Source organism: bacterium, from assembly GCA_016716565.1.
GTDB lineage: Bacteria > Bacteroidota > Ignavibacteria > Ignavibacteriales > Ignavibacteriaceae > IGN2.
Genome location: JADJWC010000004.1, coordinates 262,064 through 278,318 on the forward strand (window position 1 = coordinate 262,064; position 16,255 = coordinate 278,318).

The 16,255-nt window shown below is 35.7% G+C and carries 19 protein-coding genes; 13 read left to right on the plus strand and 6 right to left on the minus strand.

Features of this window, described 5'->3' with window-relative positions; translation table 11 throughout:
- Window positions 1-13 precede the first annotated feature (13 nt).
- The 5 genes from IPM14_16555 (at window position 14) to IPM14_16575 (ending at window position 3,987) form a co-directional block, all read left to right on the plus strand.
- Window positions 14-667, plus strand: coding sequence for a thiamine diphosphokinase (locus tag IPM14_16555; GenBank protein MBK9099682.1), 654 nt, complete (start codon window positions 14-16; stop codon window positions 665-667).
- Window positions 654-2,039 (plus strand): sodium:solute symporter family protein, encoded by a 1,386-nt coding sequence (locus tag IPM14_16560; GenBank protein MBK9099683.1) that lies wholly within the window; start codon window positions 654-656, stop codon window positions 2,037-2,039. The genes IPM14_16555 and IPM14_16560 overlap by 14 nt, the downstream gene beginning before the upstream one ends.
- A gap of 57 nt (window positions 2,040-2,096) precedes the next feature.
- Window positions 2,097-3,368: a T9SS type A sorting domain-containing protein gene (locus IPM14_16565; protein ID MBK9099684.1), complete on the plus strand. Its 1,272-nt coding sequence runs from the start codon at window positions 2,097-2,099 to the stop codon at window positions 3,366-3,368.
- Between the two features lie 164 nt (window positions 3,369-3,532).
- On the plus strand, window positions 3,533-3,757 hold the full coding sequence (locus IPM14_16570; GenBank protein ID MBK9099685.1) for a type II toxin-antitoxin system HicB family antitoxin: 225 nt from the start codon (window positions 3,533-3,535) through the stop codon (window positions 3,755-3,757).
- The gene (locus IPM14_16575) at window positions 3,754-3,987 is read left to right on the plus strand and encodes a type II toxin-antitoxin system HicA family toxin (GenBank protein ID MBK9099686.1); all 234 of its coding nucleotides are present in this window, start codon (window positions 3,754-3,756) and stop codon (window positions 3,985-3,987) included. The genes IPM14_16570 and IPM14_16575 overlap by 4 nt, the downstream gene beginning before the upstream one ends.
- A 75-nt stretch (window positions 3,988-4,062) precedes the next feature.
- Here IPM14_16575 and IPM14_16580 read toward each other — a convergent pair whose 3' ends face one another.
- From IPM14_16580 to IPM14_16605, 6 genes are all read right to left on the minus strand, one after another.
- The gene (locus IPM14_16580; protein MBK9099687.1) at window positions 4,063-4,971 is read right to left on the minus strand and encodes a TerC family protein; all 909 of its coding nucleotides are present in this window, start codon (window positions 4,969-4,971) and stop codon (window positions 4,063-4,065) included.
- A 24-nt stretch (window positions 4,972-4,995) separates the two neighbouring features.
- On the minus strand, window positions 4,996-5,541 hold the full coding sequence (locus IPM14_16585) for an arginine decarboxylase, pyruvoyl-dependent (GenBank protein MBK9099688.1): 546 nt from the start codon (window positions 5,539-5,541) through the stop codon (window positions 4,996-4,998).
- A gap of 18 nt (window positions 5,542-5,559) precedes the next feature.
- Window positions 5,560-6,786, minus strand: a complete 1,227-nt coding sequence (locus IPM14_16590) for a tyrosine--tRNA ligase (GenBank protein ID MBK9099689.1) — start codon at window positions 6,784-6,786, stop codon at window positions 5,560-5,562.
- A gap of 101 nt (window positions 6,787-6,887) precedes the next feature.
- On the minus strand, window positions 6,888-7,346 hold the full coding sequence (gene smpB / locus IPM14_16595) for an SsrA-binding protein SmpB (GenBank protein MBK9099690.1): 459 nt from the start codon (window positions 7,344-7,346) through the stop codon (window positions 6,888-6,890).
- 149 nt (window positions 7,347-7,495) lie between these two features.
- Window positions 7,496-8,185, minus strand: a complete 690-nt coding sequence (locus IPM14_16600) for an outer membrane beta-barrel protein (GenBank protein MBK9099691.1) — start codon at window positions 8,183-8,185, stop codon at window positions 7,496-7,498.
- Window positions 8,186-8,307: 122 nt separating this feature from the next.
- Entirely contained in the window at window positions 8,308-9,135 is an 828-nt protein-coding gene (locus IPM14_16605) for a hypothetical protein (protein ID MBK9099692.1), read from the minus strand.
- Between the two features lie 308 nt (window positions 9,136-9,443).
- On the opposite strand from IPM14_16605, the gene IPM14_16610 reads away from it, so the two are divergent.
- From IPM14_16610 to IPM14_16645, 8 genes are all read left to right on the plus strand, one after another.
- On the plus strand, window positions 9,444-10,358 hold the full coding sequence (locus tag IPM14_16610) for a cyclomaltodextrinase N-terminal domain-containing protein (GenBank protein ID MBK9099693.1): 915 nt from the start codon (window positions 9,444-9,446) through the stop codon (window positions 10,356-10,358).
- 73 nt (window positions 10,359-10,431) lie between these two features.
- A complete protein-coding gene (locus IPM14_16615; protein ID MBK9099694.1) occupies window positions 10,432-10,674 on the plus strand; it encodes a hypothetical protein in 243 nt (80 codons plus the stop codon).
- Window positions 10,656-11,174, plus strand: coding sequence for a cyclomaltodextrinase C-terminal domain-containing protein (locus IPM14_16620; protein MBK9099695.1), 519 nt, complete (start codon window positions 10,656-10,658; stop codon window positions 11,172-11,174). Before IPM14_16615 ends, IPM14_16620 begins: the two co-directional genes overlap by 19 nt.
- A 1-nt stretch (window position 11,175) precedes the next feature.
- Entirely contained in the window at window positions 11,176-12,432 is a 1,257-nt protein-coding gene (locus tag IPM14_16625; GenBank protein ID MBK9099696.1) for an MFS transporter, read from the plus strand.
- 140 nt (window positions 12,433-12,572) lie between these two features.
- Window positions 12,573-13,223, plus strand: a complete 651-nt coding sequence (locus IPM14_16630; protein ID MBK9099697.1) for a PEGA domain-containing protein — start codon at window positions 12,573-12,575, stop codon at window positions 13,221-13,223.
- Between the two features lie 1,192 nt (window positions 13,224-14,415).
- Window positions 14,416-15,273, plus strand: a complete 858-nt coding sequence (locus tag IPM14_16635) for a T9SS type A sorting domain-containing protein (GenBank protein MBK9099698.1) — start codon at window positions 14,416-14,418, stop codon at window positions 15,271-15,273.
- Window positions 15,274-15,399: 126 nt separating this feature from the next.
- On the plus strand, window positions 15,400-15,645 hold the full coding sequence (locus IPM14_16640) for a hypothetical protein (GenBank protein MBK9099699.1): 246 nt from the start codon (window positions 15,400-15,402) through the stop codon (window positions 15,643-15,645).
- The gene (locus IPM14_16645; protein ID MBK9099700.1) at window positions 15,635-16,249 is read left to right on the plus strand and encodes a hypothetical protein; all 615 of its coding nucleotides are present in this window, start codon (window positions 15,635-15,637) and stop codon (window positions 16,247-16,249) included. The genes IPM14_16640 and IPM14_16645 overlap by 11 nt, the downstream gene beginning before the upstream one ends.
- Window positions 16,250-16,255: the final 6 nt, after the last annotated feature.

Here is a 16,255-nt window from a genome sequence, read left to right on the forward strand (position 1 = left end):
ACGGAGATCAAAAATGAAAAAATGCATCATACTCGCTAACGGTAAATCACCTAAAAAAAGTATCATCACTTATTTTCAAAAAAGTGGATACAATACATTGATCTGTGCAGATGGCGGAGCAAACTCAGCATTAAAAATGAAATTAGTTCCAGATATAATCATTGGTGATCTTGATTCAATATCAAAAAATACATTAAGAGAATTTAAGCCTATTTCAAAAATTATTCAGCTGAAACGGCAGAACGATACTGATGTTGAAAAATGTCTGAAGTATGCAATCAAAAATAAATTTGATGAAGCTTTGCTTGTTGGTGCAACCGGGAATCGACTAGATCATACGTTTTGTAATCTCGGAATTGTGTTGAAATTCTTCCTCAAAATAAAAATATCACTCATTGCTGAAAACTCATTTCTTAAAGCTTACACTGGTAAAATCGAACTCAAAACTATTCCGAATGAAACTATTTCACTTTACGGTATTTCACCAGAGACCAAAATAACTTCTAAAGGATTGAAGTACGAACTTACAAATACAGCACTGCCGTTTGGTATCAGAGAAAGCACAAGCAACATCGCAATTAAAAATCCTATGAAGCTGAATATCAGCAACGGAGTTGTGTTTGTGATTCGTGATGTTAAAACTATGATTGAAAATGATCTCTTTTAGTTTTGCAGACATCCTGATAATTCTTGCATTCTTTGCTGCCATTTTATTTATTGGTTTTTACACGGGTCGAAGGACGGGGAATGATGCAAGTGATTATTTACTTTCTGGTAGAAAGCTGAGTTTATTTCTTTTCGTAGCAGTCAATGTTTCAACCTGGTATGGCGGAATACTCGGAGTAGGTGAGTTTACTTATCGATACGGAATAGTCAGTTGGTTTACACAAGGATTTCCGTACTACATATTCGCTTTTCTCTTTGCAATATTCTTCGCAAAAAAAATACGTGAAGCTTCTCTATTTACAATTCCTGATAAGATGACTGAAGTCTATGGAAGGAATGTTGGATTACTTTCTGCGATAATTGTTTTTGTTCTCGTTTCACCTGCACCGTATCTGCTAATGACAGGAAATCTACTTTCGTTAATTTTTGATATTGATGTGATCCCAGCTCTTCTAATTTCACTTTTGCTTTCGATCGTTTATTTGATCAGAGGAGGATTTCGTTCAAACGTTTATGTGGATGTGTTTCAATTCTTTGTAATGTTTACTGGATTTATTCTGATTGTAATTTTTTCAGGTATGGAGTTTGGCTCATTTGATTTTCTTTCGTCATCTGTTCCTGAAAATCATTTGAATATTACAGGAGGAATGTCACCAACATTTTTAATTGTCTGGTTTTTAATTGCTCTGTGGACATTTGCAGATCCCGGTTTTCACCAAAGATGTTACGCAGCAAAATCAGGTAATATCGCTAAATGGGGAATCATCATCTCAATTTTTTTCTGGGCTTTATTTGATTTTTTAACAACTGCAACTGGTCTTTTTGCAAAAGGAGTCTTGCCTGAACTCGATAATCCCGTTCTTGCATTCCCGCTTTTTGCTGAGCAGGTTCTTCCATCCGGAATTAAAGGAATATTTTATGCAGCTCTTTTTGCAACTATTCTATCTACCCAAATCAGTTTTCTATTTTTAAGCGGAACAACTATCGGTCGTGACTTTATTTTCAGAGTCAGTAGGTTTGAAAATGAAAACAGGATAAAAACTTATACAATTATAGGTTTGTTAATTTCTGGAATTGCAGCAACACTCCTTGCTTATTTCATTCCTTCCGTAATTGAAATTTGGTATACAATAGGTTCATTGTTTATCCCAGGTATTATATTACCGGTCGTCAGTGCATATTATCACAAGTTAAAAGTATCGAAAAAAATTATTTTGATTGAAATGACTGCAGCGTTTATTTCTGCAACAATTTGGTATTTTGTGCGAGATAAATTTTCTGAAGTAATAATTTTGAAAGAGATTGAGCCAATGTTGGTTGGGCTGGTTTTCGCTTTTTTAACACATCTTGCCGGATTATTTTCCCCAAAATAATATTTACTTTCGATTCGTAATTATCTAAGTTAGTATTAAATTTTAATGGGGTTTGCTATGAAATCATTTTTCATCATAATTTTTTCTCTTCTTCTGTTTTGTCTCCCAATAAATGCACAAGAAGGTTGGCAGAAATATTTAAGAGTTTCATCTTCTAGGTTGGAAGACATTCAATTTATTGATGAAAATCATGGAACCGTCGTTGGCTTGAATGGTACAATCGTAAAAACAAATGACGGGGGTGAAACCTGGAATGCTCAATATAGCGGAACTACATACGCACTTAGCAGTGTTTGTTATGTAGATACTAATATTGGAACAATAGTGGGGTCAATGGGAACTATTCTCAGAACTACCGATGGGGGAGCGAATTGGGTGAACCAATCGATCGTAGATACTATGAGTTTACAAACGGTTTATTTCTCAGATGAAAATATTGGTACTGCTGTAGGATGGGTGCTTGAAAATTTTCAAAGTAAAGCCTTAATCTTGAGAACAACAGATGGAGGTGAAAACTGGAATATCCAGAATCAATTGAGTGGAACAGGATCTGATCCTGCCCTCTTTGGGGTGTACTTTAAGAATACAAATGAGGGTATTGCTGTGGGAAGTTATGGTATGGTATTAACAACAACCGACGGAGGGCAAAATTGGATTTATCATTTTCATGGACTCTACTACAACTATAAAGGACTTTATTTTCTAGATGAAAATAATGGATGGGCAGTTGGCCATTATACGGCAAGCAATGGTCTTCTACGAAAAACAACTAATATGGGTATCACTTGGCAAACTCAAATATTCGGGACACCTGGAAATCCAGGGCCACTTAATGATGTTTATTTTAGTGACGTGAATTATGGTACAGCTATTGGTCAAGGGAGGACTCTTCGAACAACTAATGGGGGTGCGAATTGGATTACTATACTAACTGGGACTCTTGATGATTTTACTGGCGTATATTTTACTGATGAAAATAAAGGTTGGATGATTGATAATTATGGGTGGCTGTACCGTACGACAAATGGTGGTGTTTCATATATTGAAAATGAAGTTAATAATTCGATTGAGTTCCAGTTAAGCCAAAACTATCCCAATCCATTCAATCCTTCAACAAATATAAAATATCAATTACCTGAATTCGGTTTTGTTACGCTAAAAGTTTATGATATTCTCGGAAGAGAAGTCGCTACTCTTGTTAACGAAGAAAAACCTGCCGGTGAATATGAAATTGAGTTTGACGGAACTGGTTTAACAAACGGTATATATTTTTATCAGCTTAAGGCAGGTGACTTTGTTGAGACGAAGAAGATGGTTCTTATAAGATAGAGAAAGCCGTCGGAGACTAGCCTTGCCAAAAGCGGGATCAAAATTATGAGTAAGAGTAGGCGATGGAAATCTCCATTTCTTACTTTTACTATTTAATAAGAATTGTATATTATGTGAATTATGGATAATTTCGAATCGATTAAAAAACACTCAGGTAAATATTTATGAAATTATATAATTATAAAGTTGTTGTCGAAGAATGTGAGGAAGGTGGATTTTACGCCGAATGTCCTGCTTTCCCTGGCTGCCATGTAGAAGGTGAAACTTATGAAGAAACTATGAAAGAGATGAAGGAAGCTATTAAAGTATTTATAAATGACTACATCTCCCGAAACGAGGACCTGCCAACTGATCACTTCGCTGTTACTTCAGTTCAAATCGGAATATGACCAGCTTCTTTCCTGATATAAATTCAAAACAAATAATTAAGGTTATAGAAAAGCTTGGCTTTGCGCTTATCAGACAGAGCGGGACAAGTCACGCTGTTTACCGAAGGGCAAATGATGGTCGTAGAACTACAATCCCTGTTCACGGAAGTAAATCATTAAAAAGAAGAACTATAAAATCAATTTGTAAAGACGTTGGAATAACAATTGAACAACTGAAGGAATTACTTTAATATACCTCAATAAGAGAATTAATTTTATTACTCAGGATTTGAAAAAATAATCTTCTCTTACTCATACTCTTTTTCTTACTCTCTTTCTTTTTTCTTTTTAATAATAAGTGAGAGTACAACCGAACCAGTCAACATCACCAGAATGAATGCAAGTGAATACTCTGTGGGAACGTGATACCATTCAGAAATTATCATCTTTACGCCAACGTAAAACAAAATAATTGCAACACCATATTTCAGGTAAATAAACAGATCAACTATTCCTGCGAGAGCAAAGTAAAGCGCACGTAAACCAAGTATAGCAAAGATGTTTGACGATATGATTATGAAAGTATCTTTTGTAATTGCAATGATAGCTGGGATCGAATCAACAGCAAAAACTATATCTGAGGATTCTATCAAAAGCAAAGTGATGAACATTGGTGTTGCATATCGTTTATGTTCTTTAGTAATAAAAAATTTGCTCCCTTTGTAATCAGGTGCGAAATTGAGATAGCGTGAAGTAAGCTTTACAAGCCAGTTATTTTCAACGTCAATTTTATGCTCACCACCGAAAGCCATTTTATAAGCAGCATATAACAGAATTGCTGCGAAGACAAAAATTATTGGTTCAAAAAGATTAATGAGACCAACACCGGCAATGATAAAAATTATTCTGAAAACAATTGCTCCGAGAATTCCCCATTTTAATACGTGTGGCTGCTGTTCGGGCTTGACATTCATTACCTGGAAGATGAGCAAGAAAACGAAAAGGTTATCTACCGAAAGAGATTTTTCAACGAGATAACCTGTGAGGAATTCAATTGCTTTGTCTTTTCCGAGGTCAAAATAAATGAATCCATTGAAAAGAAGTGCTGCACCAATCCATACAGCACTCCAGATAAGACTTGTTTTTAGGGAAATTCTGCCCGTTCTATGTTCACTTACATAAAGATCGATATAGAACAAAATAGCAACAATTGCCCAGAATACGATCCAATCAATTAGTCCGCGTTCCACTTAAAATCTTTATGGAAGAAGTATTGCGGCAGCAATGACAGTTGTCCACAGACCGTTTTTATCGCCTTCGGCAGATTGAGTGATATTAAAAGTTTTAACAATCTTTCCCGACATTTTATAAATGTCTTCGCGCTCATTCCAATCTGTATCTGGATTGAATTCAATACCAAGAGTAGTTGCAAGCATTGTTGCTGCTAAATCTTCAGCATATTCACCTGCAACTTTTTCTGTCTGACCGTAAGGATGATGTTCCGATAAGTAACCATAAGCATCTTTATCTGCAGGTAATGCAACACCCAAAGAAGCAGCCACTAATCTGTTTGGTTCGTTTGTAGAATTTCTGGCAATAACAGCATGGACTATTTGCCCGGGTTGGATTTCTTTTAAACCTTCTTCTTTAGTAACACGTCGGCAATTAACAGGAAAAATACTGCTCACTGAAACAAGGTTGCACATTTCGATTCCAGCGGATCTTAATGATAATTCAAATGAAGTCAAATATTCTTTACTTCTGCCGACACCCTTGGTGAAAAAGATTTTTGTTGGTCTGTACAATTGAGTTCCCTCCGTTATTTAATTAATGAATTTAATGAATTTTCTTTTACCGACTTTCAGGACCATACCATTATTAAGCTTCGCATTATAATTCAAATCAGTTATTTTATTACCATCAATTGATACTCCACCTTGTGTAACCAATCTGCGGGCTTCACCTTTTGATGGAGCAAAATTTACTTTCAGGATCAGGTCTAATATATTAAACTCTTTGTTAGATTCATCGATCTTAAATTCTTCGACTTCATCCGGCACTTCTTTCTTTATGAAGATTCTGTCAAACTCTTCCTGTGCCTGAACCGCAGCTTCTTCACTATGATACATTCTCACCAAAGTTCTTGCAAGTTTTCTTTTGATATCTCTTGGATTTACTTTTGAATCTTCAAGCTGATGCTTTATTTCTTTTAATTCTGATGATGATATATCAGTTGCGAGTTCGTAATAGATATAAATCAGGCTGTCCGGGATCGATAATGTTTTTCCGAAAATTTCTTTTGGAGATTCAGATATTCCGATATAATTATCGTAAGATTTACTCATCTTCTCAACGCCATCTGTTCCAACAAGCAGCGGCATTGTTAAAATAATTTGCGGTTCCTGTCCATGTTCTCTCTGAATATCTCTTCCAACTAGCAGATTAAACTTCTGATCAGTTCCTCCAAGTTCAACATCACTTTTAATTGCAACTGAATCCATTGCCTGTGCAAGAGGGTAGAGTAGTTCGTGAATACTGATCGGCTCGCCGGCTTTGTAGCGCTTTGTGAAATCATCGCGTTCAAGCATTCTAGCAACTGTGTACTTGGCTGCAAGTTTTATAACATCCTCAAAGCTCATTTTGCCAAGCCATTCAGAGTTATAAACAATCTTTGTTTTCTTTGCATCAAGAATTTTTGAAGCTTGCTGAAAATAAGATTGTCCGTGTTCTCTCGTTTCTTTTAAAGTGAGTGATGGACGTGTCGCATTTCTACCAGATGGATCGCCAATCATTCCGGTGAAGTCCCCGACTATTAATATTGCCTGGTGTCCGAGTGCTTGAAACTGTGCAAGCTTTCTCAAAACAACAGAGTGACCTATATGCAGATCAGGCCTTGAAGGATCGCATCCAAGCTTTATGTTCAAAGGTAGACCTTCATTTAGAGATCGTTCAAGCTTTTTTACTAATTCCTCTTCGGGAATAATTTCACTAGTACCTCTTTTAATGAGGTCCATCTGCTCGGGAATTGGGGGAAAATTTAATTTATTCATTTTATTTTGTAATTGTCATTGAGAACGAAGTGAAGCAATCTCATCTAAAACTAAAGATTGCTTCGCCCAACTAGAGTTGGACTCGCAATGACATCCTGTAGTTAATACTTTATTCTTCTTTCCTGTTGTCTCTGAAAATCTCTTTTGGCAATAGATTCACGTTTATCGTAAACTTTTTTACCTTTAGCTAATGCCAGCTCGACTTTGACTTTTCCATTCTTAAAATACAATCTTAATGGCACCAAAGTTAATCCTTTTTCTTTCGTTTTGCCAATAAGTTTCCTTATTTCACTTCGGTTGAGAAGAAGCTTTCTGTCTCTTCGTGGATCGTGATTATTAATGTTGCCTTGTGTGTACTCACTGATGTTTACGTTTACAAGCCACACCTCTCCTTTTTCAATCTTAGCATAGCCGTCAACGAGATTTGCTTTACCTTGTCTGAGCGATTTAACTTCAGTTCCGACCAAAGCTATGCCAGCTTCAATAGTTTGAAGTATGTGGTACTCGTGGCTGGCTTTACGATTGACCGTTATATTTTTTTCTTCGTCGTTTATTTTCATTCCGTCAGTAGCCGGATGTTCCAATTAAAAAATCAAACGTAAAAATCCCCTTAAATGAAGTTAAATGCAAGAGAAAGAAAGCTCTATCGTTATCCTTTCTATTGTGTACGTAAATTATCAGCTGTCAATGAATATTAAACGAATTAAAATCAGAAATAAACTGATATACCAAAGTTTATGTAGTTTGGTGTTAGTCTGATTGCTTCATTTGTTCGTTTGTCTTTTCTTGAAGTAGTTTCAAATTCTGAAGTTTGATGAGTATAATAAAATTTTATCCCATATTCAGCTGAGAGACTCATATCTTTATGGAACGACCACTCGACTCCGATTATTGCATCGAGGCCAGCATTGAAATTATCAGTTGATCCAGTACCCTTCTCAACTGTGCTATCGGAAATTGACAGTTTGGTTTCTCCTTCGGAATGACCAAAGCCAAAAGTTGGACCAGAAGCTAAATAAAATCCAATATCATCTGTTCTAACTAAATAATATACATACTGCGTGATAATAGTTAATCCGATTGAATTATTGTCACTTTTTTCAACATAGCTCAATGTATCATTATCATTATAAGTTGATTCTCTATCAAAGCTGGAGTCATCAAAAAATAATGATAACCCTGCACGAATTGCAGATTTTTTCCCTAAATGATATTTCCCTGAGAATGTAGTACCCTGGAAATTTGTTAATGTAAAATTCTCATTAATCTGAAACTGCAATGCAAATTTTCCATCGAGTGAATCAAGGTAAGATGTTTGTGCAGTGGTAGTAGATATGAACGAGAGAATGAATAATAGAAGCGAGAAGAAATAAATCAAGTGATACTTTTTATGTTTCATTTTCTGACCCTTTCTATAAATTTTATTTTCAACAAATAAAACCTATAGTTACAATCTGCAAAAAGCAAAATAAAAAAGGCAGCCACCCTGACTGCCTTCTTTTCTAGATTCTAGAAATGTAATTATTCAGTACACTCGGTATCATCAAGCCGTTCATCCCAGCAGTACCAGTTCTGATTTTCAAAATAAATTGCATCTTTCACTCTACCGAAACGAAGTTCATAATTCCATTTTATCTCAATCAGATTATTTTGTTCAGCCTGATAAATATGGTAGAATCTGTTAAGAGGTACCTCATTTGTTTTTCCGTAGAAAATATAACTCCCATCTGCTGGAGTGGTTGGTGATACGAGTGAGTATTTAACATCAGCAGTTCCTTCCTGGGTATTTCTTTTCCATTCAATGTAAAGAAATGGAGAAGGATTATTCGGTTCTTTGTTCAGAGTCCATGTTCCTTCAGTTACAGAGGTATTTGAAAATCCTGTGAACCATTCAAAATCTTCAAATGCTCCTTGTTGTGAAAGCAGCATTTGCCATTCAACTCCATCTGTGACAATCTCCCCGAACAGCTTAGCTGTGAAGACAACTTCATTAACCGAAACGCTGTACTGCCAAAGCCATCTTCCGTCAGATTGTTTTACAGGCTGATGATTAAACGATTCATTAAAAGCTGCCACTGGAACAGCCAGTGTCAATGTCAAAATTGAATTCCAAACGGAAACGTTGTATGCTGCCCATCCCCAGTTTCTTTTTGTAGCTTGAGTAGACTCAATTTTACTGAGTGAAGTTGTATCAGGAAATTCATCGAAGTTAATTATCATGCTTGATTGGGGAGGTATCGTTGGTGCCTGATCCTGCGGATTAGTAGTTTTATCATCTTCGCAGGAAACGATAAGTCCAATCATCACAATAACAAATAAAATTGGAAAGGTTTTTATTAAGTGCATCATATGTTCTTCCTTAAAAATTTTCTCGACTGAATAGGAATACTTGACAAGAATTATGCCTTAGGAACGGCTTTAATTTGAGATTTCATTTTATGGGTACCAGTTGAGGAAATCGGAACAAGGTAAAATCGTCTTTCAAAATTACAGCCCTTTGGCTATTTTAACCTTCGATTTAATTTATTCAATTGTCATAAAACCACTTGTATTCCATAAACCTCAAAGCAGTAATTTTTCTTTTCCTTCTTAGCTTTAACGCTCTATCCCAAGATTTTTCGATTCAAAAAATCGAACCTCCCAACTGGTGGGTTGGAATGAAATGGGATACATTACAATTAATGGTTTATGGTGAAAATCTACAGAACGTTAATGTCGAATCTTCAAATAAAGAATTGAATATTCTTCGAGTTCAACCAGCTCAAAGCAATTCTTATTTGTTTGTGGATATTGTTATTTCTTCTGATTCAGATCCTGGCAAATACGATCTAGTTTTTACCAATGGTAATGTTAATAAAATATTCTCTTATCCTATTTTGAAAGGAGAAATCACAGCTGAAGAATACATAGGTTTCAGTAATAAAGATGTTGTCTACTTGATATTCGCCGATCGTTTCTGTGATGGAAATCCTTCAAATAATACCATTGGTGATTCACTTGATCAATTTACATCCGCAGATCTTGATGGAAGAAAAGGTGGAGATATTGAAGGCATAATGTCAAAGCTAGATTATCTGAAAGAGCTCGGAATCACAGCCATCTGGATTACTCCAATGCTCGAAAACAATATGTGGATGAGTTATCACGGTTATGCTGCTACCGATCTTTATAAAATTGATTCCCGTTTCGGTAGCAACGAATTATATAAAAAATTAGTAGATGAGGCTCACAAGCGCGGATTGAAAATTATTCTTGACCACGTGAGCAATCACATCGGGATAAATCACTACTGGGTAAAAAATCTTCCAATGCAGGATTGGTTCAATGGAACACCGGAAAATTTTATCAGAGCTTCACACGATAAGATGGCGTTTCTCGATATTCACGGTGACTCAATGATAGTCATGATGAACCAGCAAGGTTGGTTTACAGACTATATGCCCGATTTAAATCAGCGAAATCCTTATTTAAAAAATTATTTAATTCAAAATACTTTATGGTGGATTGAGTTTGCAGGTATTGATGGGATAAGAGAAGATACTTATCCATATAACGATCAAGTATTTAGCTGATTGGGCTGAAGCTATTTTATCAGAATATCCAAACTTCAATCTTGTCGGAGAAATATGGCAAGGTGTTCCTGCAGTGGTCTCAGGGTATCAATCAAAATCACCTATTAGAAAATTAGATTTTGATTCAAACCTTCCATCAGTAACTGACTTTGCCCTGTCCGATGCGATTCGTGATTATCTAAGCGGATCAAAGAGTATTTACAACGTGTATGAAACTATTGTTCAGGATATTGTATATGCTGATCCTGGCAATCTTCTGGTATTCTTTGATAATCATGATGTTGATCGTGCAATGCTGTGGCAAAAGGGAACATAGATAAATATAAAATCGCTTTAAATATTGTCTTATTTACAAGAGGCATCCCTAAAATATTTTATGGAACAGAAATCGGTATTACAGGAGGAACTAAACACGGAGAACTAAGACAACCATTTCCGGGAGGATTTTCTGGTGATACAAGAAGTGCATTTATAACTGAAGGAAGGACAGAAACAGAAAATGATCTCTTCAATTATTTGAAAGGGCTAATCTCACTGAGGAATGAATATCCATCACTTGCAAAAGGAAAATTAAGGCACATTTATCCATTTGATGATGTGTATTTGCTGGTTAAAAGTTATGAAGATGAAACAACACTTGTGCTTATAAATTCACGTGAGGAAGAATTATCAATTGAGTCTTCACAATTAAAAAATTTTCTTCCTGAAGCAAATGGATTGTTCAATTTAAAAACGAAAGAAGAAATCAAACTTGATTCTGTCGATAACATTCAATTAAATAAAATGACTGCTGAAATATTTTTAATAAGGAAATAACATGCTCGAAATCCAGAAAAAACTAACAAACACTTTTTATGCTTTACTTGCTTTACCAGCAACTGCAATGGGATTTGCACTTTCAATTCAGATTGCTGTGCTTAGCTGGATATTAAACTCACAGTATGGATTAGATATTCACGAAATAGGAATTGTATGGGCAGCAGGTCCGCTTGCGGGAATTTTCGGTCAGGTTATAATCGGATTGATTAGTGATAAAGTTTGGTTCTGGGGTGGAAGACGCAGACCATTTATTTTAATCGGCGGAACTCTCGCTGCTATTATGATCATTGCGCTTCCCAATATCGGAGCAATTAATGATTTTCTGGGTGTTGGAAGTATTCTTGCTGTTGCAATAGTTGTTGCGTTAACACTTGACCTTGCAATTAATATCAGCTTTAATCCAACACGTTCGATTATTGCAGATGTAACTCCGGATGGAGTTCCGCGAACAAAAGGTTATACCTGGATGCAGACCATCTCAGGTTTCTGGGGAGTAATGGCTTATGCAATCGGAGCAATCTTCGGAAATTATTTTTTGATCTATCTCGGAGCATTTATTGTTCTGGGATTTTCTTTCATTCCACCATTTTTCATAAAAGAAAGTAAGGAACTGACTGAACCCAAGCAGAAAACCGAATTAACTGAACTCAAATCCAAAGTAACAGAATGGGGAGAATTATTAAAATTATATTTTGCACATGGCTTTTCCTGGATCGGTGTGCAGACAATGTTTGTTTATATAATAGCTTACATTCAACAAAAGTTGAATCCTGGTAACGAAACAGAGACAGGACAAATAATTGCAATTTCATTCCTGGTTTTGAATGCAGTAGGATTTATCCTTCCGGCTTTCGTTCTTGAACCAATCACTGAAAAAATCGGAAGAGTAAAAACTCATTTAACCTGCGTTGCAATAATGGCACTTGGATATTTTGGAATTGTTCTGTTAGGAAAGACATCCATCATGCTTTATGTGCTGATGGCAGTTTGTGGAATTGGTTGGGCGGCAATTGTTAGTCTTCCTTTTGCAATCATGTCGGAAAAAGTTGATCAGACAAAGATGGGCTTCTTTATGGGTATTTTTAATCTATCTGTAGTTTTACCTCAATTGATTGTCAGTTTGGTTTTAGGTTATTTTATACAACAGGCGGAAGATAAAAACTTAATTTTCATCATCAGCGGTACAACACTTGCAATATCAGCTCTACTATGGCTGCTGGTAAAGGAAAAGTCTGTTAAAGCAAACTTACGTTAGAAATATTTTTTTGATGATTAAACGCCCTGTCAATATTGATTGGCAGGGCTTTTTAATTGTTAATTACAAAGCGATTCTTTTTGACTTCAAAAAATAATTTCTTTTAGTTTGTAGTAGCATTTATTCCGGGGTAAAATATTATGAAAATATTATCACTTATTTCTATTATAATTTTTTCACTTGCTTTCATTCGTTGTTCTGATGATAGCCCAGTAGATCCACCATCAACAACTTCAAAAGGAAACCTTGTGGTAAAATCAATTCCATCTGGCGCTAGAATATATCTGATGGGAACTGATACAGGTAAAAATACACCTGACACCTTAAATCTTGAAGCAGGGATTTATGATCTATTTTTATTTTTACAGTATTATGATACTGCATTCTTCTCGGCAAAGGTTGTTGAAAACATATCCTCCACAAAAGAAATTACACTTGTTGACGGTTTGCCATTTGTTGATATTACTTTGGATTATATAATAAGATCTAACGGAGATAGTGTTCAATTTAATTGGGTTATAAATCAAGATGTGTTGATAGACAGTATTATTGTGAAGAGACCAATCGATCTTTCAGTAAATTATGTGACAGATAGGTATTTATATAATAACCAATTATTTCCATTTGAAGATCAAACAGGGAATCCTATAATATATTATCTACCACCCACAGATTCAGGAAATAATTTTTATCCAAGAATCGAAACATTTCCATACTGGATAGATTTTTACGGTAAGAAAGCGCATGGTTCAATGACGGCTTTTCATCTTTCTTTCAGTCAGGGAATATGAGATTGAGATTATTATAAAATAAAATTTTCTATAAAGGGAGAATGCTATGAAAAAATTATTCTATTCGCTTTTATTTGTTTTAGTTTCCACTTCATTTGCACAATGGTCAACAGATCCAAACACCAATTTAATGATTTGCGATGTAACCGGAGAGCAAGCACTTGCAAAAATTGCAATGACATCGGACGGCGGTTGTTATATATCGTGGTTTGATACAAGATCGGGTGCTTATAATGTTTATCTTCAACGTCTTGATCCGCTTGGTTATAAAATGTGGGCACCAGATGGTTTGTTGATAAGTAACAATCCTCAGGATAGTTGGATAACAGATTATGATTTGATATGCGATCAGAACAATAATGCAGTTTTAGTTTTCAGCGATATCAGATCAGGAGGTTTATTAAAACCGGTTGCTTATAAAATTAGCTCAAGTGGTGACTTCCTTTGGGGAAGTAATGGTATCGATATTTCTTCTAGTGACAGCTTCCAACCATCTCCCACTTTAACTGAGACGAGTGATGGCAACATAGTTTTCGCATGGATCAGTTCTGATGGAAGTCAGAAAATAGCTCTGCAAAAATTATCACCAACAGGTCAGAAAATTTGGGGAACGACACCAATTTTAATTCAAAGTGCAACAGAAGATTATAGCTGGCCGGCACTTGTTAAATCTGATAATGGAGAAGTAATACTTATACATACAGTACCAAGTGGAATTTATCAAGCAAGAATCAGGGCGCATAAACTTGATGTCAATGGACAACTCTTATGGGGAACGAATGGAATAATGATTCAAAACAATGGACAGATGGCTTCTTTTCAAGTGCCGGAAGTTGAACCTGATGGTAATAATGGAGCATTGATTGCATGGTATGATGGACGAGCTGGTAATAATCTTTCGAGTTCATTTGTGCAAAGAATTTCTTCAACGGGTATATTATATTTCCCAGCCGACGGATCTGAGGGATCTCTTGCTTCCCAACGAAATAAATTTTATCCGCAGATTGCTTTCAATCTTGCAACTCAGGAAACTTATATATTCTGGATGGAAACAGAACCGAATCAAAATCAGAACGGAATTTCTGGACAAAAGTTTTCACCAACAGGAAACAGACTTTGGGGTAACACCGGTAAAGTTTTTATTCCTTTAAGTCCTCCGAATACTAAATCTATTAGTGACTTGTCATCTCACATGGGTATTGACAAAGTTTATATGTTTTACTTAGACAGCGAAGGATCAGGATTAAATACTAAAACAATGGGTTTTGCCTGTGATACTTCCGGTGCATTTCTGTGGCCGGGAGATTTTGTTACACTTTCAAATCCAACACAAGAAAAACTCCAGATGGAAACGGCCATGGATGTTTATAAAAATTGTAAACTTGTCTGGGGTGATAGAAGACTCGATACACAAGGGATTTATGCTCAGGATATTAATCCACTCGGTCAGCTTGGACAACCGATAATTCCAGTCGAATTCGTTTCATTTACGGCCACGGTGCAGCGAGCAGATGTTTTACTTAACTGGATAACTTCCACAGAAACAAATAATCGCGGATTTGAGATTCTTCGCTCCTGCCTTGCCGGCAGGCAGGTCGCTCAGAATGACAATGAGTGGCAGTCAATTGGTTTTGTTTCAGGAAGTGGAACTACAACTGAAATAAAAGTTTATTCTTTTACTGATCAAAATGTTTCTTCAGGTAAAGTTCAATACAGACTGCAGCAAATTGATTTTGATGGCAGTTCCAACTACTCAAATTCAATTGAAGTTGAAGTGACGGCTGCCGATGATTTCGTTCTGTTCCAAAACTATCCTAATCCGTTCAACCCTGTTACAGTAATTAGTTACCAGTTGCCGGTAAGCAGTTTTGTGACATTGAAGATCTATGATGTGCTTGGAAAAGAAGTGGTTACATTAGTGAATGAAGAACAATCTGCGGGTAGATTTGAAATGGAATTTAACGCAAACAATCTGCCGTCAGGTGTTTATTTATATGAGTTAAAAGCTGGTAGTTACGTTGAAGTTAAGAATATGATATTATTGAAATGATATCCTTCTTCAAATAAACCATCTATCAAATTTATCCCTGTCATTTTACTAATGGCAGGGAATTTTTATGATTTCCATTTATATTTCACATACGTATAAAACAATTTCACATTAAAGATTTATTAAATGCACTTCCTTCTTTTAGTTATTCTCTGCTCGACAAGTATTGCATTAATCCTCAAATTCAACGATACGAGGAAAGGTGAATTAATTGTCCTGCTCGCTGGCAATTACCTGGTTGCTTCTTCAATAGCATTGATATTGCTGTTGATCAATCCTTCGGCAAAATTCTCGTCTCAAACATTATTGTTTGGTGCAGCACTCGGATTTCTGTTTGTTATAACCTTTTTTTGCGCTAGCATTGGCGATTAAGCACGCAGGAACCGGATTGGCAATTACAAGTTCAAGATTATCAGTCATAATTCCAATCATTATTTCAATTCTTTTCTTTAATGAAAGTCCGAATGAACTCTACCTGATCGGATTTGTTTTTACACTAGCTACTTTTATTCTTTTTTACTTTTCGGTGAAGAGCGGACACAAAGATGGAGATGGAACTTTGAAATATTTATTTTTACTTGCAGTGTTTGTCGGTATCGGAATAAATGATTTTGCACTCAAATTATTTAAAGTGATTAGGACACAGCAGGAGGAACCATTTTTTATTTTGTTTATCTTCTCATCTGCATTCATCTATACATCAACTTATATCATCATAAAAAAAATCAAAATAGAAAAACAAACTGCGATGTTGGGATTGGCTCTGGGAGTTCCAAATGTTCTCACCACCTTTTTTCTTCTGAATGCATTAGCTATTCTTCCGGCAATAATTGTTTTTCCACTAATCAATGTTGGTATTATTCTGCTGACAACTCTAATGGCTTTCTGGATCTGGAAAGAAAAATTAAACCGATGGGGAGTTTTGGCTCTTGCCAGCGGTTTGATAGCGATTTTGTTTTTAAGTTTAGGTAGATGATCTGTT